Annotated in this window: 19 protein-coding genes, 1 pseudogene and 3 riboswitches; of the genes and pseudogenes, 7 read left to right on the top strand and 13 right to left on the bottom strand. The window is 71.3% G+C overall.

Annotated features, from left to right (window positions below; all coding sequences use genetic code 11):
* The first annotated feature begins 174 nt into the window (after positions 1–174).
* Positions 175–2,559 (top strand): ATP-binding cassette domain-containing protein, encoded by a 2,385-nt coding sequence (locus tag AC4IJH_RS35070; protein ID WP_490856009.1) that lies wholly within the window; start codon positions 175–177, stop codon positions 2,557–2,559.
* Positions 2,560–2,642: 83 nt separating this feature from the next.
* On the opposite strand, the pseudogene AC4IJH_RS35075 reads toward AC4IJH_RS35070, so the two are convergent.
* Positions 2,643–2,822 (bottom strand): annotated as a pseudogene (locus AC4IJH_RS35075) (CGNR zinc finger domain-containing protein); the annotation flags it as partial.
* A 35-nt stretch (positions 2,823–2,857) separates the two neighbouring features.
* The gene (locus AC4IJH_RS35080; RefSeq protein ID WP_490856010.1) at positions 2,858–3,814 is read right to left on the bottom strand and encodes an MBL fold metallo-hydrolase; all 957 of its coding nucleotides are present in this window, start codon (positions 3,812–3,814) and stop codon (positions 2,858–2,860) included.
* 274 nt (positions 3,815–4,088) lie between these two features.
* Here AC4IJH_RS35080 and AC4IJH_RS35085 point away from each other — a divergent pair, with 274 nt between their 5' ends.
* Entirely contained in the window at positions 4,089–6,143 is a 2,055-nt protein-coding gene (locus tag AC4IJH_RS35085; RefSeq protein WP_490856011.1) for a heavy metal translocating P-type ATPase, read from the top strand.
* Here AC4IJH_RS35085 and AC4IJH_RS35090 read toward each other — a convergent pair.
* Complete coding sequence (locus tag AC4IJH_RS35090) at positions 6,092–6,991, bottom strand: helix-turn-helix domain-containing protein (RefSeq protein WP_490856027.1); 900 nt, start codon at positions 6,989–6,991, stop codon at positions 6,092–6,094. The genes AC4IJH_RS35085 and AC4IJH_RS35090 overlap by 52 nt on opposite strands.
* A 99-nt stretch (positions 6,992–7,090) precedes the next feature.
* Between AC4IJH_RS35090 and AC4IJH_RS35095 the strand changes: the two genes are divergently transcribed.
* Positions 7,091–7,429, top strand: coding sequence for a hypothetical protein (locus AC4IJH_RS35095; protein WP_490856012.1), 339 nt, complete (start codon positions 7,091–7,093; stop codon positions 7,427–7,429).
* 188 nt (positions 7,430–7,617) lie between these two features.
* On the opposite strand, the gene AC4IJH_RS35100 is transcribed toward AC4IJH_RS35095, so the two are convergent.
* Positions 7,618–7,875, bottom strand: coding sequence for an RICIN domain-containing protein (locus tag AC4IJH_RS35100; protein WP_490856013.1), 258 nt, complete (start codon positions 7,873–7,875; stop codon positions 7,618–7,620).
* A gap of 70 nt (positions 7,876–7,945) precedes the next feature.
* On the opposite strand from AC4IJH_RS35100, the gene AC4IJH_RS35105 reads away from it, so the two are divergent.
* Entirely contained in the window at positions 7,946–8,587 is a 642-nt protein-coding gene (locus AC4IJH_RS35105; protein WP_490856014.1) for a class I SAM-dependent DNA methyltransferase, read from the top strand.
* 161 nt (positions 8,588–8,748) lie between these two features.
* Positions 8,749–9,732: a ferric reductase-like transmembrane domain-containing protein gene (locus tag AC4IJH_RS35110; protein ID WP_490856015.1), complete on the top strand. Its 984-nt coding sequence runs from the start codon at positions 8,749–8,751 to the stop codon at positions 9,730–9,732.
* Here AC4IJH_RS35110 and AC4IJH_RS35115 read toward each other — a convergent pair.
* The 9 genes from AC4IJH_RS35115 to metE all read right to left on the bottom strand — a co-directional run bounded on the left by AC4IJH_RS35115 (position 9,717) and on the right by metE (position 21,038).
* Positions 9,717–10,538 (bottom strand): ABC transporter ATP-binding protein, encoded by an 822-nt coding sequence (locus AC4IJH_RS35115; RefSeq protein ID WP_490856016.1) that lies wholly within the window; start codon positions 10,536–10,538, stop codon positions 9,717–9,719. The two genes, AC4IJH_RS35110 and AC4IJH_RS35115, sit on opposite strands and share 16 nt — an antisense overlap.
* Entirely contained in the window at positions 10,535–11,626 is a 1,092-nt protein-coding gene (locus tag AC4IJH_RS35120) for a FecCD family ABC transporter permease (RefSeq protein WP_490856028.1), read from the bottom strand. The genes AC4IJH_RS35115 and AC4IJH_RS35120 overlap by 4 nt, the downstream gene beginning before the upstream one ends.
* A 20-nt stretch (positions 11,627–11,646) precedes the next feature.
* A complete protein-coding gene (locus tag AC4IJH_RS35125) occupies positions 11,647–12,690 on the bottom strand; it encodes an ABC transporter substrate-binding protein (RefSeq protein ID WP_490856017.1) in 1,044 nt (347 codons plus the stop codon).
* Between the two features lie 30 nt (positions 12,691–12,720).
* Positions 12,721–12,903: riboswitch (cobalamin riboswitch) on the bottom strand.
* Positions 12,904–12,955: 52 nt separating this feature from the next.
* The gene (locus tag AC4IJH_RS35130; RefSeq protein WP_490856018.1) at positions 12,956–13,705 is read right to left on the bottom strand and encodes a class I SAM-dependent methyltransferase; all 750 of its coding nucleotides are present in this window, start codon (positions 13,703–13,705) and stop codon (positions 12,956–12,958) included.
* The gene (locus AC4IJH_RS35135) at positions 13,674–14,939 is read right to left on the bottom strand and encodes an MFS transporter (RefSeq protein ID WP_490856019.1); all 1,266 of its coding nucleotides are present in this window, start codon (positions 14,937–14,939) and stop codon (positions 13,674–13,676) included. The genes AC4IJH_RS35130 and AC4IJH_RS35135 overlap by 32 nt, the downstream gene beginning before the upstream one ends.
* A complete protein-coding gene (locus AC4IJH_RS35140; RefSeq protein ID WP_490856020.1) occupies positions 14,932–16,191 on the bottom strand; it encodes an ATP-grasp domain-containing protein in 1,260 nt (419 codons plus the stop codon). Before AC4IJH_RS35140 ends, AC4IJH_RS35135 begins: the two co-directional genes overlap by 8 nt.
* A complete protein-coding gene (locus AC4IJH_RS35145) occupies positions 16,188–17,210 on the bottom strand; it encodes a cysteine synthase family protein (protein WP_490856021.1) in 1,023 nt (340 codons plus the stop codon). The genes AC4IJH_RS35140 and AC4IJH_RS35145 overlap by 4 nt, the downstream gene beginning before the upstream one ends.
* Positions 17,207–18,091, bottom strand: a complete 885-nt coding sequence (locus AC4IJH_RS35150) for a GHMP family kinase ATP-binding protein (protein ID WP_490856022.1) — start codon at positions 18,089–18,091, stop codon at positions 17,207–17,209. Before AC4IJH_RS35150 ends, AC4IJH_RS35145 begins: the two co-directional genes overlap by 4 nt.
* A 197-nt stretch (positions 18,092–18,288) precedes the next feature.
* Positions 18,289–18,509: riboswitch (cobalamin riboswitch) on the bottom strand.
* Positions 18,510–18,719: 210 nt separating this feature from the next.
* Positions 18,720–21,038, bottom strand: a complete 2,319-nt coding sequence (metE, locus tag AC4IJH_RS35155; protein WP_490856023.1) for a 5-methyltetrahydropteroyltriglutamate--homocysteine S-methyltransferase — start codon at positions 21,036–21,038, stop codon at positions 18,720–18,722.
* 164 nt (positions 21,039–21,202) lie between these two features.
* A riboswitch (cobalamin riboswitch) is annotated at positions 21,203–21,429 on the bottom strand.
* A 169-nt stretch (positions 21,430–21,598) separates the two neighbouring features.
* Between metE and AC4IJH_RS35160 the strand changes: the two genes are divergently transcribed.
* A complete protein-coding gene (locus AC4IJH_RS35160; RefSeq protein ID WP_490856024.1) occupies positions 21,599–22,474 on the top strand; it encodes a glycosyltransferase family 2 protein in 876 nt (291 codons plus the stop codon).
* 376 nt (positions 22,475–22,850) lie between these two features.
* Positions 22,851–24,434 carry an alpha/beta hydrolase gene (locus AC4IJH_RS35165; protein WP_490856025.1) on the top strand — a complete coding sequence of 528 codons (1,584 nt, stop codon included), beginning with the start codon at positions 22,851–22,853 and terminating at the stop codon, positions 24,432–24,434.
* Positions 24,435–24,591: the final 157 nt, after the last annotated feature.

Here is a 24,591-nt window from a genome sequence, read left to right on the forward strand (position 1 = left end):
ACGCGCGCCGATCGCGTAGGCCGCGGATCTTTGCCGCGAGCGTGCGGGCGAAGCGGATGAAGTGGACGTAGAAGAACGAGAACCAGAACTGCGCACTGTTCGAAACTGATTAGATCGGCCAGGCGACGTCGACGGAGGCCGCGCGGGCGGCTCCGCGGAACAGATGGAGACACCATGAGTACGGCCAAGAGGAATTCCACGCACTCGCCTGCGCCGCACGCTGCTGACAGCCACGACCTGATCCGCGTGCACGGCGCACGCGAGAACAACCTCAAGGACGTCGACATCGAGATTCCCAAGCGGCGCCTGACGGTGTTCACGGGAGTCTCCGGTTCAGGCAAGAGCTCCCTGGTGTTCGACACGATCGCCGCCGAGTCGCAGCGCCTGATCAACGAGACCTACAGCGCCTTCGTGCAGGGCTTCATGCCGAACCTGGCGCGGCCGGAGGTCGACGTACTCGACGGCCTCACCACCGTGATCACCGTCGACCAGCAGCGGATGGGCTCCGACCCGCGCTCCACCGTCGGCACCGCCACCGACGCCCACGCGATGCTGCGCATCCTCTTCAGCCGGCTCGGCAAGCCGCACATCGGTCCGCCCAGCGCGTTCTCCTTCAACACCGCCTCGGTCCGGGGCAGCGGTGCGATCACCGTCGGTACGAAGAAGGCGGTGAAGGCGACCTACGAGCGCACCGGCGGCATGTGCACGCGCTGCGAGGGCCGGGGCAAGGTCTCCGACATCGACCTCACCCAGCTCTACGACGACTCCAAGTCGATCGCCGAAGGCGCGTTCACCATCCCCGGCTGGAAGTCGGACAACGTCTGGACCGTGGGGATCTACGCCGAGTCGGGCTTCCTCGACCCGAACAAGCCGATCCGCAAGTTCACCAAGAAGGAGATGCAGGACTTCCTCTACCGCGAGCCGACCAAGGTGAAGGTCAACGGCGTCAACCTCACCTACGAGGGGCTGATCCCCAAGATCCAGAAGTCGTTCCTGTCCAAGGACAAGGAGGCGATGCAGCCGCACATCCGGGCGTTCGTGGAGCGCGCGGTCACCTTCACCACCTGCCCCGAATGCGACGGCAGCCGGCTCAGTGAGGGCGCCAGGTCCTCGAAGATCAAGAAGATCAGCATCGCCGACGCCTGCGCGATGGAGATCCGCGACCTGGCCGAGTGGGTCCGCGGACTCAAGGAGCCGTCGGTGGCTCCGCTGCTCACCGCACTGCAGCAGACCCTCGACTCGTTCGTGGAGATCGGCCTCGGCTACCTCGCGCTCGACCGCCCGTCGGGCACGCTCTCGGGCGGCGAGGCGCAGCGCGTCAAGATGGTCCGCCACCTCGGCTCCGCGCTCACCGATGTCACGTACGTCTTCGACGAGCCCACCACGGGCCTGCACCCGCACGACATCCAGCGGATGAACGACCTGCTGCTACGGCTGCGGGACAAGGGCAACACGGTGCTCGTGGTGGAGCACAAGCCGCAGACCATCGCGATCGCCGACCATGTCGTCGACCTCGGCCCGGGCGCCGGTACGGCGGGCGGCACCGTCTGTTTCGAGGGCACCGTGGAGGGGCTGCGGTCCGGCGACAGCGTCACCGGCCGCCATCTGGACGACCGGGCGGCCGTCAAGGAGTCCGTGCGCAAGCCCGCCGGCGCCCTGGAGATCCGCGGCGCGGCGGCGCACAACCTGCAGGACGTGGACGTCGACATCCCGCTCGGGGTGCTGACCGTGGTCACCGGGGTCGCCGGATCCGGCAAGAGTTCGCTGGTGCACGGATCGGTCCCGGCCGATGCGGGAGTGGTCTCGGTCGACCAGAGCCCGATCCGCGGCTCGCGGCGCAGCAACCCGGCGACGTACACCGGACTGCTCGAACCGGTCCGCAAGGCGTTCGCGAAGGCCAACGGCGTCAAGCCGGCGCTGTTCAGCGCCAACTCCGAGGGCGCGTGCCCCACTTGTAACGGCGCCGGCGTCATCTACACCGACCTGGCGATGATGGCCGGTGTCGCCACGCAGTGCGAGGACTGCGAGGGCAAGCGGTTCCAGGCGTCGGTCCTGGAGTACCGCTTGGGCGGGCGCGACATCAGCGAGGTGCTCGCGATGTCGGTGGAGGAGGCCGAGGAGTTCTTCGCCGACGGCGAGGCGCGCACGCCCGCCGCACACAAGATCCTCACCCGGCTCTGCGCCGTCGGGCTCGGCTATCTCAGCCTCGGCCAGCCGCTGACCACGCTGTCCGGCGGCGAGCGGCAGCGGCTCAAACTCGCCACGCACATGGCGGAGAAGGGCGGCCTGTACGTCCTCGACGAGCCGACCACCGGTCTTCACCTCGCCGACGTCGAGCAGCTGCTCGGTCTGCTCGACCAGCTCGTCGACTCCGGCAAGTCGGTGGTCGTCGTCGAGCACCACCCGGCAGTCATGGCACACGCCGACTGGATCATCGACCTCGGCCCCGGCGCCGGCCACGACGGCGGCAAGGTCGTCTTCGAGGGCACCCCCGCCGACCTCGTTGTCGCCCGCTCCACCCTCACCGGCGAGCATCTCGCGCAGTACGTCGGCAAGTGACCGAGGCCCTGGCGGCCACCGCGGGGCGAGTTCTCGTATCGCAGAGGACTCGCCCCGCGTGCTGTCCGCCGACGACGGCGGGTTCAGGAGACCGGATGTCCGGCCGAGCGTGAGCGCCGGTGGGCGGCGACCCGCTCGCGGGTTGCGCAGCGGCGCGAGCAGTAGCGGCGCTCCGGGCCGCTGCCCTGGGTGATGAAGACGTCGTGGCAGCTGGAGGACGCGCAGATTCTGCCGGGCGGCTGCTGGCGGTCCCAGACGAGGACGGGAGTCTTGCGAGGAGCGTGCGATGCCGAGTCGATCAGGAGCGGGGAGTCCGGAGGGCGGCGAGTGAGGCCATGCCGCTCACGAGTTCCATCGTGCTGCTCGGCGCGGACGGCACTCCCGCATCCGCGTACGCGCCCGCAACAGCGGTGAACAGCCGCTCGGGGTGGGCCAGTTCACCGGCGAACTCGGCGTGTACGCGCTGGGCGGCGTGCTCCAGCGGCACATCGGCCGTGGCGTGGGCCTGCGCCGCCTCGGCGATCTGGACCAGGTAGGTGCGGAAGGCGTGCACGCCGTCGCGGTCCATGATGTCGCCGTGGCCGGGCACGAAGGTGTGCGCGCCGGTGTCCAGCAGCGTGTCGACGGACCGTATGCACTGGGCCAGCGACCCGGACCACACGATCATGTGGCCGCCGTCGAAGAGGCAGTCCCCGGCGAACACGGTGCCGTCGCCGGGGACATGGACCGCGACATCCCCCGCGCTGTGACCGGGACCGAGATCGATCAGCTCCACCGCCACCGAGCCGACCGTGACCTCCTCGCGGCCGGTGAAGGTCCGCGTGGGCGCCACCACCTGCACACCGGAGAAGTCGAAGCGGCCGAAGTGCTCCACCACGTACGAGGTGACCGCGTCGGCCGCCGCCGAGCGGGAGAGCGCGGTCAGCTGCTCGGGGCTCATCTCCATGCACTGGTGCTCGGCGGAAGCGGCCGAGGTGATGATGTCCGCACCGTCCACGAGCTGGTGTCCCCAGGTGTGGTCGCCGTTCTGGTGCGTGCTGACCACCGTTTCGATCACCGTGCCGGGAAGCGCGGCGGCCACCGCGTCCAACAGCTTGCGCGTGGCGCCCAAGGTGAACTGCGTGTCCACGAGCAGCGCCTGGCCCTCGGAGGCGACCAGACCGCTGTTGCTGAACCCCCATTGCGTACGGTCGGTGCGGTCCTGGACCCAGGCCCAGGTGGCAGCGGACAGCGGGCGCAGGGCGGGAGACGTCACGGGGTTCCTGTTCTGTCGAGAGGCACGGCACAGTGGCAGGCCGTGCGGGCAGGAACATCATAGGAAACGGTGCATTTGTCATGGCCCGCCGGGCGGGCGGAATCTTTCCCTCGCAGCGCCGGTGTCCATTTTCGACAGGTGCGGCTCCGTTATCGACCTCGTTCGGTGCAGGCCCGCCGGAGAGCATGAAGGCATGAACGCCAAGCAGCCGCGAGGGCGTGCGCATCGCGCCTGATCCTCCTGCTGTCCTTCCCGTACGTCCGAGGAGTCCGTCATGCTCTCCACGCCGACAAGACCCGCCGTGCGACGGCGTCCCGCCGCTCCCCCTGAGTCCGGTGAGCACCCCGAAGGACTCCTCGGCGGGCGCGGTGAGTTGGTCTTCGCCGGGCTGGCCACCGTCACCTTCTTCACCGGCCTGGCGCTGAGCCTGTCCTCAACCGGGCCCCGTGCGCTCGCGCTCGGGTTCTTCATCGCCACGTACTTCTTCGGCGGGTTCTTCACCCTGCGCGAGGCGATCGGCTCCGTGCGCGCCCGGCGCTTCGAGGTCGACTTTCTGATGCTGGTGGCCGCCGCGGGTGCGGCGTCGCTGGGCAAGTGGGAGGAGGGCGCGGTCCTGCTGTTCCTCTTCAGCGTCGGGCATGCGCTGGAGTCGTACGCGATGGGGCGCGCCCGCCGCTCGATCGAGGCGCTGGCCTCGCTCACCCCGAAGACCGCCCTGCTGCTGCGCGACGGCGAGCGCGTGGAGGTGCCGGTCGAGGCGCTGACCGTGGGCGACACGGTGCTGGTCAAGCCGCACACGCGCTTTCCCGCCGACGGTTTCGTACGCGAGGGCGTCAGCGATGTCGATCAGGCGCCGGTCACCGGCGAGAGCGTGCCCGTGGACAAGCGGCCCGTCGACGACCCGGTCGCCGCGCTGCGCAACCCGCGCACCGTGGGTGACGACAGCCGGGTCTTCGCGGGCACGGTCAACGGCGCGGGTGCGCTGGAGGTGACCGTGACCAGCCGCGCCGCCGACAACACCCTAGCCCGGGTGGTGGAGTTGGTGCGCGGCGCCGAGTCGCAGCAGTCGCCCACCCAGGCCTTCACGGCGCGCTTCCAGCGGTTCTTCGTGCCCGGTGTGCTGGTCCTGGTGGCGGTGCTGCTGCTGGCCGGGCCGGTGATCGACGAGCCGTTCTCGGCGACCTTCTACCGGGCGATGGCGGTGCTGGTCGCGGCCAGCCCGTGCGCCTTGGCGATCGCGACACCCGCTGCCGTGCTCAGCGCGGTCGCCCGTGCCGCCCGCAGCGGGGTCCTGGTCAAGGGCGGCGGCCCGCTGGAGAACCTGGGCCGGCTCACCGCGTTCGCGTTCGACAAGACCGGCACCCTCACCCAGGGGCGCCCGCGGCTGACCGATGTCGTCCCCGCGCCCGGCGCCACGGAGCGGGAGCTGCTGGCCACGGCGGTGGCGGTGGAGCGCCTCAGCGACCACCCGCTGGCGCTGGCGGTGGTACGGGATGCGACGGCCCGCCTCGATGACGGGGAAGGCGCTGCCGTTGCGGAGGCCCGGGAGCTGCACGCGCTGGTCGGGCGGGGGCTGGCGGCCCGGATCGGCGAGGAGCCGGTGTGGGTCGGCAGCGCCGCCCTCTTCGAGGAGCTGGCGGGCCCGGCGCCGGAGCGCCAACTCCTGGACACCGTACGCATTTTGGAGGAAGACGGCCGGACCGTCATGGTCGTACGGCGCGGCGGACGCTACCTCGGCGCGCTCGGCGTCATGGACACCCCGCGCCCCGACGCCGCCCTGGTCGTCGCCGAGCTGCGCGCCCTCGGCATCCGGCGCACCGTACTGCTCTCCGGCGACAACCAGGCCGTGGCCACCGCCGTCGGACGGCAGGTGGGCGTGGACGAGGCGCGCGGGCAGCTGCTGCCGCAGGACAAGGTGCGAGCGGTGACCGACCTCGGCGCCGGTAGGGGCAAGGTCGCCATGGTCGGCGACGGCGTCAACGACGCCCCGGCGATGGCGAACGCCGGCGTCGGCATCGCGATGGGCGCGGCCGGCTCCGCCGTCGCCCTGGAGACCGCCGACATCGCCCTGATGTCCGATCGGCTCGACCGGATCCCGCTGGCCACCGGGCTGAGCCGCAAGGCCTCCCGCATCATCAAGCAGAACCTGTATCTCAGCCTGGGCATCGTCGCCGTCCTCATCCCCGCCACCCTGCTCGGCCTGGGCATCGGCCCCGCCGTACTGGTCCACGAAGGCTCCACGCTGATCGTCGTGGCCAACGCACTGCGGCTGCTGGGCTACCGGCCGCGCGCCACGCCCAGCCCCGCGCGGAAGTCGCCCGGCGACTGACCGGCGGTCCGGGCGAAGAACTTGGCGAAGTTGGCGGCTTCGCTGAAACCGAGACGACGGCCGACGGTGGCGGCCGTCAGATCGGTGTGCGCCAGCAGGCGCTTGGCCTCCAGCGCGACGCGCGCGTCGATCACGGCCTTCGCGGACTGCCCGGTCGCTTCCAAAGAGGCGCGTGTGAGCGTCTTGGGCGTCGTGGCGAGCCGGGCGGCGTACGCGGTGACGGAACGCTCCTGGCCGAACGACGCCTCCAGTTCCGTACGGAAGCGCGAGAACAGCTCACCGGGCCCCGCGGGCGTCAGCTCGCCCTCCGGCTCGGGCAGCAGCGAGATCCGCAGCAGTAGCGCGGCCAGCTGGTGACGCAGCAGGTCGGCGGCGGGCTCACGGGGCCCGGCCTCGTGCTGGTCGTGTGCGCTGAGGAGCAGATCGACATGGGCGGACAGCTCGTGGGCCACGGCGGGGGCGAGCTTCCAGTGGGCGGGGCCGAAGGGGTCGTCGAGCAGCGCCTGGATGCGCAGGGGCGGCGGAAAGTCGGGGGTGAACAGGACCATCCGCGCCTCCAGGCCCGGCTCGGGCGCGTACCGGTGCACCTGTCCCGGACGGATCCACAGCAGCGTGCCGGGCTCGCAGTCGTGATCGACGAAATCGACCATATGCGTGCCGCGGCCTGCCGTGACCAGGACCAGGAGGTGGAAGTCCAGACGCTGCGGCAGGGCGCGCAGCTGCGGTGCGGAGCGGCGGCGCGCATCGGCCAGGGAGTCGATGTCGATGCCCAGGGCAGGGCAGTGCGGATTGCGGTACTCGACGTCGACGATCTGCGCCGACGGTGCGGGATGTCCCTTTTCGACCATCACGTCACCGGAACATACCTCGTCGGCCCCTGTACGGCCCGGCAGCCTGGAAGTACCCGCAAGAACGGGCAACCACCTCGCAGAACAGGAGCCACGGCCATGGGCGGCGTACTGAAGAACAAGGCCTGGATCACCAAGCTGGCCTCGGCCGTGCTCGCCGGCAGGCAGGGCGACGGCCCAACGTCCTCGGCGGAGGCGGGCACACCCCGCACCGGTACGGCACCGGGCGGCCTCGGGGGCGTACTGGGGCAGGCGTCCCCGCAGCTGCGGCAGTGGGCCGACCGGCTCGATACGGCGGTCGGGGCGATGGGGCGTGGCGGCACGGAAGCCACCCCCGCTGAAGGCCGGGACGCCACGGGGACGGCGGGTGGTCGTGGGGCACCTCCGGCCGACCGTCCCGCCGGTGGGGAGCCACCGGAGGGCGGCCGTAGGGCGTAGGGCCGAGGCGGCTGGGCCGGCGTGGTGCACGGGTCCGGGCCCCGGCGTCCGGGCCCGGACGCCGCCGGGCTCGGCCGACGGCGGTGTCGCGGGCGGCTCACGGCGTGCGCTGCGCCAACGTCCCGGGCGCGCTGGAGCGGATCGCATGCAAACCGCTCTTCCTCGACGGAGAACGTCCGGGGCGTTGCTCACTGCGCAGCGGGTGGGGGTTTGATGCGCCAGAGCTGGTCCTTGATGGCGGTGCAGGTCCATTGCACCGCTTCGGCGTGGTCGGCGGAGCTCGTTCTGTAGACGGCCAGGCACTTTCCGCTGTTGACGTGACGAGGGTGTAGGTGTTGTTGCTCTGTTTCTGCAGGGTCCGTGACTGGTCGGGCTGTGCTCCGCAGGGCCACTGCACCGCCGGTGCGGCGATGTCGTGGCTGCCGGCGCTGATGGCCGGATAGCATGCCGCGTCCAGCGCCCCTGCCCGAGGGGGCCGGTCGGCGGCGCGAGAGGCACGGACTAGATTTCTCGCTCGTGACCGACACCTCTTCCTACCTCTCTGCGACAGCCGACGCCTACGATGCCATCGCCACCGTCTATGCCGATTTCGCCCGCGATTCGCTCGACGCCCTTCCGCTGGACCGTGCGGTGCTCGCGGCGTTCTCCGATCTTGTGCTGAGCGCCGAAGGCGGACCGGTCGCCGAGCTGGGATGCGGCCCTGGATACTTGACCGCGCACCTGCGGGACCGAGGGCTGGACGTCTTCGGCATCGACCTGTCGCCGGTGATGATCGATCTCGCCCGCGAGACGTACCCGGACCTGAGGTTCGAGGTCGGTTCCATGGACGCCCTGGACCTGGCCGACGACGAGCTGAACGGCATCGTGTCCTGGTACTCGGTCATTCACACACCACCGCGGAACGTGCCCGCGTACTTCACCGAGTTCCGCCGGGTACTCGCACCCGGCGGCCACCTCGCGCTCGCCTTCTTCGAGTCGGAGGGCGAGCCGGTCACGCCGTTCGATCACAAGGTGACGACGGCCTACCGGTGGCCGATCGACGACCTCGCGGCCCTCGCCCACGAAGCCGGGTTCGTGGAAATCGGCCGGATGCTGCGCGAACCGGGCGAGGAGGAACGGTTCCGCCGGGGCCATCTGCTGATGCGCCTGGACAAGTAACGGGCCCCTTGAGTCAGGCCCCCTCCCACACCTGGCGCAGCGGTACCTGCACCGGCAGGCCGGCCGCTCTGGCCGGATAGATCCTCTGCAACGCCCGTCTCTTCAGCCACACTTGTACGGCACGTGCGACGTACTGGTGACCACTGCCCGAAGGGCCAGGCATGCAGCCGGAAACGACAGGCCGCGACGGGGTGTCGCCGGCGCCGGTGCGGGAGGAGCGCCCGGTCGGTCGCCTTTCGCTGCGTGCCGACCTCAGGGCGGTCCTGCCCGACGCCGGTGCGGCGGTGGTCGTCACCGCGGCCGTGTTCGTCTTCCTGTATCTGCGGATGCGTTCCGGCGCGTCCGCGACGGTCGCGGTCATGCCCTTCATGAACGACCCCGGCACGTACTGGATGTATCTGCTCAGCCAGGCATTCGGCTGGTCCGGCCTGCTGTGGGCGTGGGGGACCGTCATCTTCGGGCTGCTGCTGTCGGGCCCCAGGCCCGACCGGCTGCCGGTGTCCCGTGCCGTGCTGGAGCGCTGGCACCGCACGACGAGCCTGACGACGATGGCGCTGATGTTCGCGCACGCGCTGATGTTCGCGGCCGAACTCGTGCGCTACGAGGCCGGGTTGGCGTGGGCGGAGCGGCTGTGGGCGGGGGTCGCGGACTCGTTCGTACCGGGCTGGTACGACTCGGGGACCGGCCAGGTGGCCATCCCCATCGGGCAGGGCGCCCTGTATCTCGCCGTCCCCCTCGGCCTGCTCTTCTACGTCCGGCACCGCATCGGCCCGAAGACCTGGCGCCGGCTGCACCGCTTCGTCATCGTCGTGTATGTGCTGAGCGTCTGGCACACGCTGCTGTACGGCACCAACGTCTGGTACGACGAGTGGCCGCGTACCGCCCTGTGGCTGCTGCAACTGCCCGTCGCGGTGCTGCTCCTGCTGCGGCTGGTGCGCCCCGCGCGGCGGGCCGAGCGCCTGGGGGCGCCCGGCCGGCACGCCGGGGCCGCCCCGCTGCGCTGGACGGTGCGGGCCGCAGGCCGGGCGCTGGCCGCTGCCGCGGTCCTCGGGCTGCTGGCCGTGGTGCTCTCCGGCCATGACGGAGGGCGGTCCCGCCCGGCCGAGCCGCCCGTGACCGCCCCGCACGCTCAAGAGCCGGAGTGATCCGGTACCGCCACGGCCGGGCGGGCGGCGGGCTCCCCGGGCAGGAACGACACCTGCGGCGCGCCCGTACGCGCATGGACGCTGACCTCGGCCGTGACGCCGTACACCTCGGCCAGCAGCTCCTCGGTCAGCACCTCGGCAGGCGGCCCCGAGGCCGTCACCGCCCCCTCGGACAGGACGTAGAGGCGGTCGCAGTAGTACGCGGCGAGGTTCAGGTCGTGCAGCGCCACCAGCACCGTGGCGGGCAGCCGGCGCATGATGCCCAGCACCTCCAACTGGTGCCGAATGTCCAGGTGGTTGGTCGGCTCGTCGAGGACCAGCAGGGAGGGCTGCTGGGCCAGGGCGCGGGCGATGAGCACCCGCTGGCGCTCGCCGCCGGAGAGCCGGTCGAAGGGGCGGTCCGCCAGCGCGGCCGCGTCCACCGACTCCAGGGCCCAGACCACGAGCGCGGCGTCCTCGGCGCTGTCGCCGTCGAGCAGCCGCTTGTGCGGAGTGCGGCCCATCGCGACGACCTCCCGCACGGTCAGGTCGAACTCCGCGCCCGACTCCTGCACCACGGCGGCCACGGTACGGGCCAGCCGCCGCACCGGCAGCGACCAGGCGTCCCTGCCGTCCACGCGGACGCGTCCCGCGTCGGGCCGCAGGACGCGGTAGACGGCGCGCAGCAGGCTGGACTTGCCGCTGCCGTTGGGCCCGACCAGCCCGACCACCTCACCCGGCCCGGCGGTCAGCGAGACGTCGCGCACCAGATGGTGTGCCCCGGCGGTGAGCGTGATGCTCTCGACGGCCAGTTCGGTCGCGCTCATGCCACTCCTCGGTCCACGGTGCGGCGGGCGTCCCGGCGCATCAGCCACAGGAAGAACGGCCCGCCGCACAGCGCGGTCAGCACGCCGACGGGGATCTCCATGGGCGCGGCCACCGTCCGCGCCGCGATATCGGCCCAGATCAGGAACACCGCTCCGGCCAGCGCGGCCGCGGGCAGCACCCGGCGGTGGTCACCGCCCACGAACAGGCGCACGATGTGCGGCAGCATCAGCCCGACGAAGCCGATCGGCCCGGCCGCGGCCACCAGGACGCCGGTGACGAGCGAGAGCAGGACGAACATCCGCGCCCGGAACCGGGCCACGTCCAGCCCCATCGTCGTGGCGGATTCCTCGCCCGCCAGCAGCAGGTTGAGCGATCGGGCCTGGACCAGCAGCACGGCGATGCCCAGCAGCAGCGCCGCTCCCGGCAGCCACAGCGTGCCCCACTGCACGCCGCCGAGGCCGCCCAGGGTCCAGGCCAGGACCGCCCGGGCCTCGTTGCCGCGGTCGGCGGTCAGCAGCAGCATGTCCATCACCGCCGTGAGCACCGCCGCCATCGCCACCCCCGACAGCACCAGCCGCACCGAGGTGATGCGCCCGCCGGTACGGGCCGTCGCGTAGACGAGCAGCAGGGTCAGCAGCGCTCCGGCGAAGGCCGCGGCCGACAGTGACACCGGGCCGAACAGGCTCACACCGAAGACGATCACCGTGACGGCTCCCAGGGACGCGCCCGAGGAGACCCCCAGCAGATACGGCTCCGCCAGCGGGTTGCGGACCAGCGCCTGCATGGCGGTGCCGATCACCGCGAGCCCGGCGCCGGTCACCGCACCGAGGAGCACCCGCGGAGCCCGTACGTCCAGCACGATCGTCTCGCGCGCCCGGGACCAGACCGGCTCCGACCAGTCCGCGCCCAGCGCGTGGGTGACGATGCCCCACACCTGACCGGGCGGCACGTGCACCGATCCGATGGCCATCCCCGCCGTGGCGGAGATCAGCAGCAGGACGCCGAGGACCACGAGGGTGAGGGGGAAGGACCCGCGGCGCGGCTGCTTTCCGACATGGTGGCCGCGTAAGCCCGCGGGGGTGGGCACGGCCGTCCGGGCGGGGGCCGTCACCGGAAGCTCTCCGGGTGCAGCGCGCGGGCCAGCTCCTCGACCGCGTACGGAGGCCGCACTCCGACGAGGGTGGCGGTCAGCGGCAGCACGACGAACCGCTTGTTCCTCACCGCGGGTACGTCGGCGAGCGAGGGCTGCGCGAGCAGGAACTTCTTCTTCTGCTCGACGCTCCCGGCCCCCGCGTAGTCATAGATCGCGATGACCTCGGGCTTACGGTCGACGACCTGCTCCCAGGAGACGTCGCCGAACACCTCGTCGAGGTCGGTGAACACGTTCCGCCCGCCGGCGAGTTTGATGATCTCGGTGCCGAGGCTCTTGCCGCCCGCGGTGAACGCCGCCTTGTCGCCGCTGTCGTACACGAAGACCGGTACGGCGCGGTCGCCCTCGACCGCCGCGGTGGACCTGCTCACCCGCCCCTTGAGGTCGGCGACCAGCTTGTCGGCCCGCTCCCGTACGCCGAAGAGGGTGCCGATGGTGCGGATCTCCTCGTAGGTGTCCTGCATGGACACCTGCTTCTTCCCGCAGTACTCGCGGTTGAGATAGGTGTCGATACCGGCTTTGGCGAAGGATTTGCGCGAGCGGCCCTCGTTTTCGGCGAACGCGCTCTCGTAGCCGCCGTAGACGAAGTCCGGCTCGGCGTCGAGGACCCGCTCGAAGGACGGCTCCTTCTTCGCCAGCTGCGGAATGGCCGCGAAGTCCCTCTGGAATTGCGGCAGTACGGCCGAGTCGGGGAAGGCGGTGCCGATCATCCGGTCCTTCAGTCCGAGCGCCAGCATCAGCTCGGCGGGGTGCTGGTGGATGGTGACCACCCGGGAGGGCGGCTTCTTGTACGTGGTGCGCGTGCCGCAGTTGTCGATGGTGAGCGGGAAACCCTCGGCCGAAGAGGCCGCGGGTTTCGCGCTGTTGGTGCCGTCCTTCGCTGTGCCGCAGCCGGCCAGCAGAGCGGCGGACAGGGCGGCGGCCAGTGCCGCGGCGCACCGGGCCCGGCGGCGCCGGGCGGCGGGGGAAGAGATGAGGGGACGGGGCGTGCCGTCGTACACGTAGAGCCTCCTGCGGAGTCCGCGCTCCTCGGAACGGGCCCGCGACAGGCCAGTGTCCTGACTCCCGGATCGACGTTCCCCCTGGCCTTCCCGCGCGGCGCGCAGTGGCGTCTCAAAGGGCTGAACTCCCCGGTCACAGTGGCGGGACCGTGCCGGAATCGCACCGGCTTCCTGTCTCCCGTCGCGGTGATGACCAGGCGATATTACGGTTGGTCGGGCCCGGGGCAAAGGGCGCGCGGTGACCGGCCACGCGCCCCTGATCGCCTCACGCCTCGCGGACGGCCCGCAGCACCAGCCGCTCGGCGTCGTGATCGTAGGGACGGCCGTCGAAACCGCCGAGGATCTCGATGCCCCCGAAGCCCGCCTCCTGGGCCAACTGCCGCAATTCCACGGCGCTGTAGACGAACCAGACCAGACTCGCGCGGGTCACGCGATCACCCCGCACGAGCACCCAGTCGCTGCGCAGCCGCGCCCAGTCGTCCAGCACCGTGTCGGTCTGCACCAGCAGGTCCGCGCCGCGCTGGACGACCTTGGGCGGGGTGACCTTGCGGGCCAGCAGTTCCTTTCCGGCCATGTCCAGGAGCAGGGTGCCGCCGGGCGCCAGGCAGCTGTGCATCGTGCGCAGCGCGCGGGCGTTGTCGGCGGGGTCCTCGAAGTAGCCGAAGGAGGTGAACATGTTGAGGACGACGTCGAAGGCCTCGGCCTGCGCGTACTCCCGCATGTCCGCCCGCACGTACCGGGGTGACACACCGGCCTCGGCCGAGCGCTTGCGGGCGCGGTCCAGCATGGCCGGGCTGCGGTCCACCCCCGTCACATCGAAGCCCCGGCGGGCGAGCGGAACGGTGAACACCCCCGGCCCGCAGCACAGATCCAGCACCCGGGCCCCGGGCGGGAAGGACAGCAGATCAGAGCTTTCGAGCAGCTCCTCCGCCTGGGAGTAGCGCTGGTCGGAGAAGAGGAAGTCGGAGAACTCGGTCCAGAAGTCATCGTCCTGGAATCCGCCCGTGTGCGTCATCGGGAGCCGGTGTTCCTTCCGTGCGGTGGTCGTCGTGGACAGGGGGCGCCGCGGAGCCGGCGCGGCGCAGGGTGAGCAGGAGGGGCGGCAGCAGGACGCACTGGGCCGCGGCGAGGAGCCAGAACCAGCCCGTGTGACCGGCGCGTTCGCCGAAGCCGTACAGCTGCCCGCCCAGCACGCCGCTGGCACAGGCGCCGAGCCCCGCGGCGAGCCGCTGCTGTCCGAAGACCACGGCGTCGGAGCGGGGGCTGCGGCGCAGCGCCTCCAGATCGTTCTTGAGGAAGAGCACGATGTCGCCCAGCGTGATCAGGACCCCGCCCGCCAGCAGCGCGGCCCGCGTGCCGCACGCCAGGACCGCCATCCCGCCGGCCAGTCCCGCGAACCCGGCCACCAGGGCCAGGGGGTAGCTCATCCGCCGGATCGCGTCCGAGGCGAGCGGCTGGACGACGATGACCAGGACGAAGCAGGTCAGCAGCACCAGGCTGTAGAACGCGCTGGAGGCCCGCTGCACGGCGTACACCGCCAGGTAGTGCTGGAAGTGGAAGTAGAGGTAGAACGCCAGCCCGTTGGCGACGAAGGGCAGGACGGCCACCCCGCTCAGCAGCCCCCGGCCGGGCGCTCGTACGGTACGGGGCCGTTCCCCTTCCGGCAGCCGAGCATGCCCCACGGCGACGACGGCGAACAGCGCCGTCACGACGAGGAACAGCGGACCGGGGGAGGACAGCACGAACGGTCCGGCGATGAGCGGGCCCACGGCCATCCCCGCGTTGAGCGCCGCGTTGCCCGCGGACAAGAACGCCGGCCTGCGCTCCTCGTCCACCCCGTGCACCAGGTACGCCTTGTTGGCCGGCAGGTACAGCGCGGCGCCGCAGCAGGTGAGGATCAGCGCCGCCACGGCCACCGGCGGCCACCGCAGCGCCGCCAGGAACGCCGCGAAACCCGCCGTACGTACCACCAGCGCCCACACCATCGTGCGCCGCAGCCCCACCCGCTCGGCGAGCGCGCCGCCCAGGACCCCGCCCGAGAACTGCACGAGGGACGCCGCGGCCAGCACCACCCCGACCGCCCCGAGCCCCATCCCCAGCCGCTCGTACAGGAAGACCGACATGAACGGCAGGACCATGAAGCTGCCGAGCGGGATCAGGAAGGAGCTGAGCAGCAGGAAGCGCAGCGGCCCGGTCAGGGTGGACAGCGCGGAGCGCAACCCCACGCCGCCTCCGGCGTGTTCAGCCATCCGAGGTCCGGTGCTCCGCCGCTTCCGCTGCGGGGAACGGCGCGGTCAGGACCCGTACGGCATTGGCGGCGGCGACGGCGCGGTGGGTGGCCAGTTCGGCCGTCTCGCCCTCCGCGTAGACGATCCCCGCGTAGCCGCGGCTGTCGTCCAGGTGCTCGATGAGGTCGCCGATCCGCTTGACCGGATACCAGGCGGGGGACCCCGGCATCTCCGGCAGCCGGTCGAGTCCGCTGACGCCGGTGAACACCCCGGGCCGCTCGGGGTAGCCGAGGACGAAGGCCGACGCCGGGCCGCCGGGCAGCCGGGCGTCCATGAGCCGGGGGCGGATGCCGAGCGCCGCCTCGATCATCGCCTCGTAGACGTTGACGCCCAGGCCCCGGCACATGCCCTCGGCGACGAGCGCGCCGCCGATCCGCGGATTGATCTCCACCACTTCCGGGCCCGCTGTGGTCAGGGCGAATTCCACATGGGCGAACCGGTCGGTGTAGCCGATGGCGGCGAGTACGCGGTCGAGCCACCGCTCCAGGTCGGCCCGCTGCTGCTCGGGGAAGGCGACGGGGAACGCGGTGATCTGTTCCCGGAAGTGCGGCTCGGGCGACATCAGCCGGCTGGAGACCCCCAGCAGCCGCGTGCGCCCGGCCCAGGTGAGGGTCTCCGCGCTGTACACGGGACCCGGGAAGTACGGCTCGGCGAACAGGCGGCCCTTCAGCTGCCGCCCCGCGGCCTCGGCCAGCGCCGCTGTCACCTCCTGCTCGTCCCGGACCAGCCAGACGTTCTGACTCCCCGTGCCCGCGCTGTCCTTGAGGATCGCCGGCAGACCCACGCTCTTGATCAGCACCGTGGCCGCTTCCGCGTCGCCGGTGTCCGCCTCGGCGGCCCGCGCCCGGGTCAGCCCGGCTGCGAAGAGCTGGTCCCGTACGGCGGCCTTGTCCCTCGTCAGCCGCAGCACCGCCGGATCGAGGCCGGGCAGGCCGAAGCGGGCGGTGAGATCCGCGCCGACCAGCATCCAGGTGTCGGTGGAGCTGATCAGCCCCCGCAGATCCGCGGTCCGGCCGAGCAGCGCAGCCACCCGCTCCGTGTCGAAGGTGTCGGTCTCCACCACCTCGACGGCTCCCGCAGGCAGCTGCTCCAACTCGTAGGCGTAGTAGGCGGGATCGCGGGTCAGCAGCCGCAGCGGCACGCCCAGCCGGGCGGCGGCGCGCGACAGGTGCCCCAGCCCGAAGGTGAGTGATTCCAGGCAGACGACGGTCATGCGGAGGCCTCCTTGCGGTGTGACGGCCAGGGGGCGCGGTTCCACGCCATCGTCGACCAGGGCATGGTCATGTCCTCGGGGCCGGCGACCTCGGTCGGCTTGAGCGCGGTGAGGTCCGCCGCCTCCCGGTGGCGGGCGAACACCCGCTCCACGTAGCGGTGGCCGGTGTCCGCCCCGATGACCAGGTGGAGGCGGTCGGGGTGGCGGCGGGTCTCGTACGTGGCGGTCAGGTAGGCGGCGCCGGTGGACAGCCCGGCGAAGACGGCGTGCTCGCGCAGCAGGGCGACGGCGCCGGACAGGGCATGGGTGAAGTCCATCCAGTGGATGGCGTCGTACAGGTGGTGGCGGACGTTGTCGAAGACGATCGAGGAACCGATCCCGGCGATGATCGCTTCCGGGTCGTGGTGGTCCTGGCTGCCGAAGGTGACGCTGTCGAACGGCTGCACCCCGACCAGCCGGACGCCGGGATCGCGCCGCCGCAGGTGCTCGGTGAGCCCGCCGGTGGAGGCACCCGACCCGACCCCGCCGACGACGGTCAGCGCGTGGTCCGGCAGCGCGGCGGACACGATGTCCGCGACCTCCCGGTAGCCGAGGTAGTGGATGGCGTCGTGGTACTGGCGCATCCAGTGGACGCCGGGCCGCTCGGCGAGGATCTCCCGCACCCGCCGCACGCGTAACTCCTGGTCGAGCTTGAGGTTGTGCGACGGTGCGACCTGCTCGACGGTGGCGCCGAGGATCTCCAGCTGGGCTAGCGTCGTGGTGTCGACGGTGGTCGAGGCCACGATGTGGCACCGCAGGCCGTAGCGGTGGCAGGCCAGTGCCAGGGCGTAGGCGTAGATGCCGCTGGAACTGTCGATCAGGGTCTGTCCGGTGCGGATGGTGCCTTGGTCGAGGAGCCGGCGGACGGCCGCGAGCGCCGAGTAGATCTTCATCGACTCGAACCGCAGCAGGACCATGCCGTCCGTGAGCCGGACGAGGTCGGGGGTTTTGAGGGCGTCGGCGATGTGGGGGTGTGTCACACGTAGCCTCCGTGGGCGAAGGAGCACTGGTGGCCGAGCGAGTGGAAGAAGGCGGACAGTTCGCCCTTCAGGGACGGTGCGGGCCGGCGTCCGAAGAGGTAGCCGATGACGGAGCCGGTGTGGGCGACGAAGAGGCCGTCCGCCCCGAACTCCTCGCGGTGGGCCAGTACGGCTTCGAAGGTGTGCTTGGGCAGCGCCTCCTGGGACAGCACGCCGCTGATGGTGGCCGCCCTGGCCACGGCGGCCGCGTCCCCCGAGGCGAAGCCCTTGAGGAGGTCCGTCAGGCATTTCTCGTACTCCGTCGCGCAGCGCCGGTAGTGCCGCTGCAGCAGGGGAGTGACCGCGGCGGTGTCCACCGTGCCCGGCTCCATGACGAAGGCGGTGTGGAAGCCGATGCCGGCGCCCAGCCGCCGTACGACACGGTGCCGGGCGCTCAGGTAGAGCGCGAACTCGTCGAGGAACACGCTGTCGGCCCGCTCTATCGCGGAGAGGATGCCGATGACCGCGTCGGCGTCGTACGGCAGGGAGAAGACCTGGAACAGACAGCGCAGCGTCGCCACGATGTCCGCCGTGGAACTGGCCATCCCCACCCCGACGGTCAGGTCCGAGTGGGTGCTCCAGCGGCCCGGCGGCAGCGTCAGCCCGTAGTGCCCCAAAAAGAGCCGTACGGCCGTCGCCGCCTTCTCGCCGAGCGGCAGCTCATGGCCCGGATGGGCGCCGGGCGTGAAATACACCCAGGAGTGGCGGTCCACGGGGAACGAGACCAGCGCGATGTCCGGATCGCCGACAGGGCGCAGCGGGCCCTGGAAGAGCTCGCCCAGCGTCCCGTGGCAGACACCGGAGACCGGCCGCGCCGAGGCACCATCGGATCCGGTCAGCATGGGCCACCGCACAACAGCCTTGTAGGGAGCGGCTGGTGGCAGCTCCTGCGGTACGCCTCGGTCACGAACACGCCCTCCTCGCCGCACCCGGCCCGAGGAATGACCGCAGAGCGAGAAGGCGGCCGCGACCGTACGCGCGTCACGCCGCCTGCACCGCCGACCCAGCCCTCGAGGTCACCGTGAACAGCGCATGCGTCGCCGCACGCGCACAGTGGCAGGTCTTCGGACTCGTGGGCACGTCGGCCGGGCCTTCCGGCGACATCTACTGGCCGTCGCTTCCCGCGCCCCTGGACGGGGCCCAGTGCCGTTGACGGCGTTCGCTCCCACTCACCGCTGCGGGACAGTCCCGGATTCCCACCGGGTTCCCTCTTACGACGCGCCCCGGAAAAAGGCGCGAACCGACTGCGCACATCAGCGTAGAGGCGCCGTTGCCGCGGCAACAGAGTGACCTGAGGGGTTGGCTTGATTGCCCCCGCTGACACGGCGCGGGATCTGTGGCATCGGGCGGCCGGAGCATCCGGGGGACGCTGCGGGACGAGAGGTGGCGGTGCGCGGCAGGCTGCCCTGCCCAGGGAAAAACGTGACGGCCGGGACGGGCTCGGGCGAGCCCGTCCCGGCCGTCACCGGTTCAGGACGAGGCGAGCTCCGCCCGGACGGTCCGCGCGGCGGCGACGAGGTTCTCCAGCGAGGCGCGGGTCTCGGGCCAGCCGCGGGTCTTCAGACCGCAGTCGGGGTTGACCCACAGGCGCTCGGCCGGGATGGCGCCGAGGCCCTTGCGCAGCAGGCTGGAGGCCTCCTCGGCGCTCGGCACGCGGGGGGAGTGGATGTCGTACACACCGGGTCCGGCCTCGCGCGGATAGCCGTGGGCGGCCAGCTCGCGGGCGACCTGCATGTGGGAGCGGGCGGCCTCCAGGCTGATGACGTCGGCGTCGAGGTCGTCGATGCCCTGGACGATGTCGCCGAACTCGGCGTAGCACATGTGGGTGTGGATCTGGGTCCGGTCCTGCACACCACTGGTGGTCAGGCGGAACGCCTCGGTGGCCCAGGCGAGGTAGGCACTGTGGTCGGCCGCCCGCAGCGGCAGCGTCTCGCGCAGCGCGGGCTCGTCCACCTGGATGACCGAAGTCCCGGCCGCCTCAAGGTCGTTGACCTCGTCGCGCAGGGCGAGGGCGACCTGGCGGGCGGTGTCGCCCAGCGGCTGGTCGTCGCGGACGAAGGACCAGGCGAGCATGGTGACCGGGCCGGTCAGCATGCCCTTGACCGGACGGTCGGTGAGCGACTGGGCGTACGTCGTCCAGCGCACCGTCATCGGCTCGGGCCGCGAGATGTCACCGGCGAGGACCGGCGGGCGCACATAGCGGGTGCCGTACGACTGGACCCAGCCGTGCTGCGTGGCGAGGTAGCCGGTCAGCTGCTCGGCGAAGTACTGCACCATGTCGTTGCGCTCGGGCTCGCCGTGCACGAGGACATCGATGCCCGCCTTCTCCTGGAAGGCGAGAACCTCACGGATCTCGTTCTTGATGCGCTCCTCGTACCCGGCCGTGTCGATGCGGCCCGCGCGCAGGTCGGCCCGGGCGGTGCGCAGCTCGGCGGTCTGCGGGAAGGAGCCGATGGTGGTGGTCGGCAGCAGCGGCAGGCCCAGGTGGGCGCGCTGGGCGCCGGCCCGCTGCTCGTACGGGGCCGAACGGCGGCCGTCGGCGTCGGTGACGGCGGCGGCGCGGTCGCGCACGGCGGGGTCGTGGGTGATCGCGGAACCGGCGCGGGAGGCCAGGTCGGCGCGGTTGGCGGCCAGTTCGGCGGCGATGGTGTCGGTGCCCTGTGCGAGACCGCGGGCGAGCGTGACGATCTCGGTGGTCTTCTGCCGGGCGAAGGCGAGCCAGCGCAGCACCTGCGGGTCGATGTCGCGCTCGGCGGTGGCGTCGAGCGGAACGTGCAGCAGCGAGCAGGAGGCGGCCACGTCCACCCGGTCGGCCAGGCCCAGCAGCGTGCCGAGGGTGGCCAGCGACTTCTCGAAGTCGTTGATCCAGATGTTGCGGCCGTTGACGACACCGGCGACCAGCCGCTTGCCGGGCAGGCCGCCGGCCGCGGCGAGCGCGTCCAGGTTGCCGGCGGCGGCCTCGGTGAAGTCCAGCGCCAGACCGTCGACGGGGGCCTTGGCCAGGACGGGCAGGGCCTCGCCGAGCCGGTCGAAGTACGAGGCGACCAGCAGCTGCGGGCGGTCGGTGAGGGCGCCGAGGTCACGGTAGGCGCGCTCGGCGGCGTTCAGCTCGGCCGCGGTGCGGTCCTGCACCAGCGCGGGCTCGTCCAGCTGCACCCAAGTGGCCCCGGCCGCACGGAGGTCGGACAGCACCTCCGCGTACACGGGAAGGAGCCGGTCGAGCAGGGTCAGCGGATCGAAGTCGGCGGCGACGCCGGGAGCGGGCTTGGACAGCAGGAGGTAGGTGATGGGGCCGACGAGGACCGGGCGCGGCGTGAGGCCGAGCGCGAGCGCCTCCTTGAGCTCACCGACCTGCTTGGCGGAGTTGGCGGCGAAGACCGTGTCGGGCCCCAACTCCGGTACGAGATAGTGGTAGTTGGTGTCGAACCACTTGGTCATCTCCAGCGGCGCCACGTCCTGCGTGCCGCGCGCCATCGCGAAGTAGCCGTCCAGGGCGTCGGCCTCGACGGCGGCGCGGTGCCGGTCCGGGACAGCTCCGACCATGACGCTGGTGTCCAGGACGTGGTCGTAGTACGAGAAGTCACCGGTCGGCACCTCGTGGACGCCGGCCTCGGCCAGCTGCTGCCAGTTCGAACGGCGCAGGTCCTTCGCGGTCTCCAGCAGGGCGTCCGCGGTGACGCGGCCCTTCCAGTAGCCCTCGATGGCCTTCTTCAGTTCGCGGTTCTGACCCTGGCGGGGGTAGCCGTACACGGTGGCCCGTGCTGCCGCGGCTGCGGGCTTCGCTGTCACGGAACTCTCCTTCGCGGATGTGTTCTTCTGCAAGCCCCGGCGACGGGAGGAGAACGCGAAGGAATGACACACCGGCCGGACCACGAAGCGCGCAAGACGCACGTGCTCGCCTGATATGTACGCCGACCCGCCCTCGAGGTCACCGGAGTGTCCGCACACGTATGGACGCGTACGGGCAACGGGCAGGTCTTCGGACTCGTGAGCACGCCGACCGGATTCCTCCGGCGGACACCTACTGGCCGTCGCTTCCCGGATCCGCGGCCCGGATCCAGTGCGTATAACGGCGTTCGTTCCCACTCACCGCTGCGGGGCAGTCCCGGATTCCCACCGGGTTCCCTCTTACGACGCACCTGCCTGGCGGACAGGGCGAACCAGCTGCACCGGCCACACTAGAGCGCTCACACCCCCGACGAACACCCCTGTTCACATAGCGGTACGTGAAATGAGACACGATCCGGCCGCACATGCGCTTGTCACACCGCAGCCCGGCGGTGACACCCGGCAGCGGCTTCACGCGCGGCTAGCATCAGCACCTTCGCCAATAGCTGGAGTTCGCCGTCATGCCATTGCCCCGCCTCGGAGTCGTCATCGTGACGATGGGCACCCGCCCGCGAGAACTGGAGGCCCTGCTCGCCTCGGTGGAAAAACAGGACACACCCGCCACGCGCGTCGTCCTCGTGGGCAACGCAACACCCCTCACCGACATTTCGGCGGACGTGACCAAGATCCCGCTCGAGGAGAACCTGGGCTGCCCCGGCGGCCGCAACGTCGGTCTGAAGATGTTGCGCGATGCGGGCGAGGTCGATGTCGTCATCGAGCTGGACGATGACGGCCTGCTCATCGCCGACGACGTCTTCCGTAGGGTCCAGCGGCTGTTCGCCGACGATCCGGAGCTGGGGATCGTCGGATTCAGGGTGGCTGACGAACGCGGCCACACCGAGCGGCGCTGGGTCCCGCGCCTGCGGGCCGACGACCCGATGCGCCGTGGCCCGGTGACCGCGTTCCTCGGTGGCGGACATGCCTTCTCGATGCCCATGCTCCGTCAGATCGGCCTGTGGCCGGCCGCGTTCTTCTTCGGACACGAGGAGTCCGACCTGGCCTGGCGCGCACTCGACGCGGGCTGGACGATCCTGTACGAACCCGCACTCGTCCTCCAGCACCCCAAGACCTCACCGGCCCGCCATGCGGTCTACTACCGTTTCACCGCGCGCAACCGCGTCTGGCTCGCCCGCCGCCGCCTTCCCGCCCTTTTGGTCCCCGTCTATCTCGGCGTGTGGATCCTCCTCACCTTGGCGCGCATCCGGTCCCTCACCGGCCTGAAAGCCTGGTGGCGGGGCTTCATCGAGGGTGTGCGGACATCCTGCGGCCCGCGCAAGCCGATGACATGGCGCACGGTAGGGAAAATGACGCGCCTGGGCCGCCCGCCGATCCTCTGAGAGCCCGATTCGCGGGGCGTCACCCCGCCGGCTCGGTGTGATGGTGAACGCGAGCGGACGTCGGCCGGCCTCACCGGCCAGGTGGATCTTGGGGGTTGTACGCAGGTCCGTGGACGGGCCGTTGCTGGGGGTGGCCCTACCGGGGTTGGGGGGATAGCCGTAGTGAGTGGGGGCGGCTGTTCCGCTTAGCGTCTGACGGTGTGAGACATACACGGAACACGGCGAACAGATCACCCCTTGACGGACACCGAGCGGCCCGGTCCGCAGCAGTGCCGGTTATCCCGTCGGGCGTGGTGGCGGCTGCCCTGTCCATGGCGGACGCGGCACAGACGACTGGCGCCGCCGACCACAACACCCAGCACCCCCAGGAGACTTCGTGACCACCCCCAGCCCCGCCGTGCGCCGCGCCTCCGCCGTGGGCCTGACCCTCGCCGCTCTCCTCGGCGCCGTCCCCACCGCCACGGCCTCAGCGGCCCCCACCACCTCGAAATCCGCCTCCGGGCTCGACCGTTACTACGACCAGCGCCTGGGCTGGGGGAACTGCGCCAAGAACGCGGACGACACCGTGGGCCGCGATCTGGACAAGGCCGGTGTGCAGTGCGCGGACGTCACCGTCCCCCTGGACTACGCCGCCCCTCGGGGCCGTACGATCACCGTCGCGATATCCCGGCTCAAGGCCACCGACACCCGCCACCGCATCGGTTCGATCCTGCTCAACAACGGTGGTCCCGGCGGCACCGCGTTCGAGTCCCCGCCGGAGTTCCACGCGTGGATGAAGAAGACCGGCCCGCGCTACGACATCGTCGGCTTCGACCCGCGCTTCGTGGGCCGCAGCACCCCGCTGGACTGCGGCCTGCCCGTCGGCACCAACCTCTTCTCGGCCGGTCTCAGTCGGGCGAGCTTCGAGCGCCAGGTCGCCCTCCAGAAGGACCTGGCCGCCAAGTGCCGCGCCACCAACGGCTCCGTGCTGCCGCACGTCACCACCCGCAATACGGCCCGCGACATGGACGTCATCCGCGGCGCGCTCGGCGAGAAGAAGATCTCCTACTTCGGCTACTCGTACGGCACTTACCTGGGCACCGTCTACACCCAGATGTTCCCCGGCCGCACCGACCGCATGGTCCTGGACGGCGCCATCGACCCCCGCAAGTTCGGCCCCCGACTGCTCAAGGAGGCCGTCGGCGAGAACGAGCAGGCGCTCGCCGCCTGGGCCACCTGGGCCGCCGCCCGCAACGGCACCTACGGCCTCGGCCGCACCCGCGCCCAGGTCCTCGCCACCATCGACCGCATCATCAAGGCAGCCTCGCGCGGCCCGCTGACCGTCGGCACCGCCCCGGAGAGCTTCCGCCTCGACGACACCCAGATCCCGTTCATCCTCCTCGCCGGGCTCGACAGCGACACCGACACCTCACGGGCGGCCCTCGGCGAGCAGATCTCCGTACTGAACAAGGCCGCGGCCGGGCAGCCGACCCGGCTCTCGCCGCAGTTCACCGCGGTCCTGCGGCTCGCCATGACCGGCGAGCAGTCGCACCACGGCAGTGTGCAGTCCGCGGTCATCTGCGGGGACGTGGCGGCCCCGCGCGACCCGGAGGTCTACTGGCGGGACATCCAGCGCAGCCGCGCCGCCTACCCGCGCCTCGGCGCGCTGGCCAACAACATCGGCCCGTGCGCCTTCTGGGACCGGCCGCGCGAGCAGCCCACCCGGATCAAGCACGACGCCAAGGCGCTGATCGTCTCCGCCACGGGCGACCCGCGCACCACACACAAGGGCGCCGTCGCCCTGCACCGCCAGCTGCCGAGCTCCAAGCTGGTCACCCTCAAGGGCGCCAACCGGCACGCGATCTACGGCCTCTACGAGAACACCTGCGTAGACAACAAGGTCAACCAGTACCTGGCCACCGGCGAACTGCCCGTCAACGACCAGACCTGCTCCAAGCGGACCGAGCGGCAGCCCAGGTGAACGCACTCCCCGCAGAGGCCCGGTGCGTTTCGGCCGTGCCCCAAAAGGGCGTGGGGAACCGCGCGACCAGCCACGACGCGCCCGTAGACGAAGCCGGATAGCCGGGCAGGGCAGCGTCGGCCCCGGCTGCGAGCAGGCGTGGGGGGGGGGGGGGGCC

The organism is Streptomyces sp. UF-297, assembly GCF_058245575.1.

Bases quoted from the DNA above. Each gene is read 5' to 3' on its own strand.
- AC4IJH_RS35130 (WP_490856018.1), bottom strand. From the start codon at position 13,705: ATGACGCACACGGGCGGATTCCAGGACGATGACTTCTGGACCGAGTTC.
- AC4IJH_RS35135 (WP_490856019.1), bottom strand. From the start codon at position 14,939: ATGGCTGAACACGCCGGAGGCGGCGTGGGGTTGCGCTCCGCGCTGTCC.
- AC4IJH_RS35085 (WP_490856011.1), top strand. From the start codon at position 4,089: ATGCTCTCCACGCCGACAAGACCCGCCGTGCGACGGCGTCCCGCCGCT.
- AC4IJH_RS35115 (WP_490856016.1), bottom strand. From the start codon at position 10,538: ATGAGCGCGACCGAACTGGCCGTCGAGAGCATCACGCTCACCGCCGGG.
- AC4IJH_RS35070 (WP_490856009.1), top strand. From the start codon at position 175: ATGAGTACGGCCAAGAGGAATTCCACGCACTCGCCTGCGCCGCACGCT.
- AC4IJH_RS35110 (WP_490856015.1), top strand. From the start codon at position 8,749: ATGCAGCCGGAAACGACAGGCCGCGACGGGGTGTCGCCGGCGCCGGTG.
- AC4IJH_RS35100 (WP_490856013.1), bottom strand. From the start codon at position 7,875: ATGCTATCCGGCCATCAGCGCCGGCAGCCACGACATCGCCGCACCGGC.
- AC4IJH_RS35160 (WP_490856024.1), top strand. From the start codon at position 21,599: ATGCCATTGCCCCGCCTCGGAGTCGTCATCGTGACGATGGGCACCCGC.
- AC4IJH_RS35095 (WP_490856012.1), top strand. From the start codon at position 7,091: ATGGGCGGCGTACTGAAGAACAAGGCCTGGATCACCAAGCTGGCCTCG.
- AC4IJH_RS35140 (WP_490856020.1), bottom strand. From the start codon at position 16,191: ATGACCGTCGTCTGCCTGGAATCACTCACCTTCGGGCTGGGGCACCTG.
- AC4IJH_RS35090 (WP_490856027.1), bottom strand. From the start codon at position 6,991: ATGGTCGAAAAGGGACATCCCGCACCGTCGGCGCAGATCGTCGACGTC.
- AC4IJH_RS35150 (WP_490856022.1), bottom strand. From the start codon at position 18,091: ATGCTGACCGGATCCGATGGTGCCTCGGCGCGGCCGGTCTCCGGTGTC.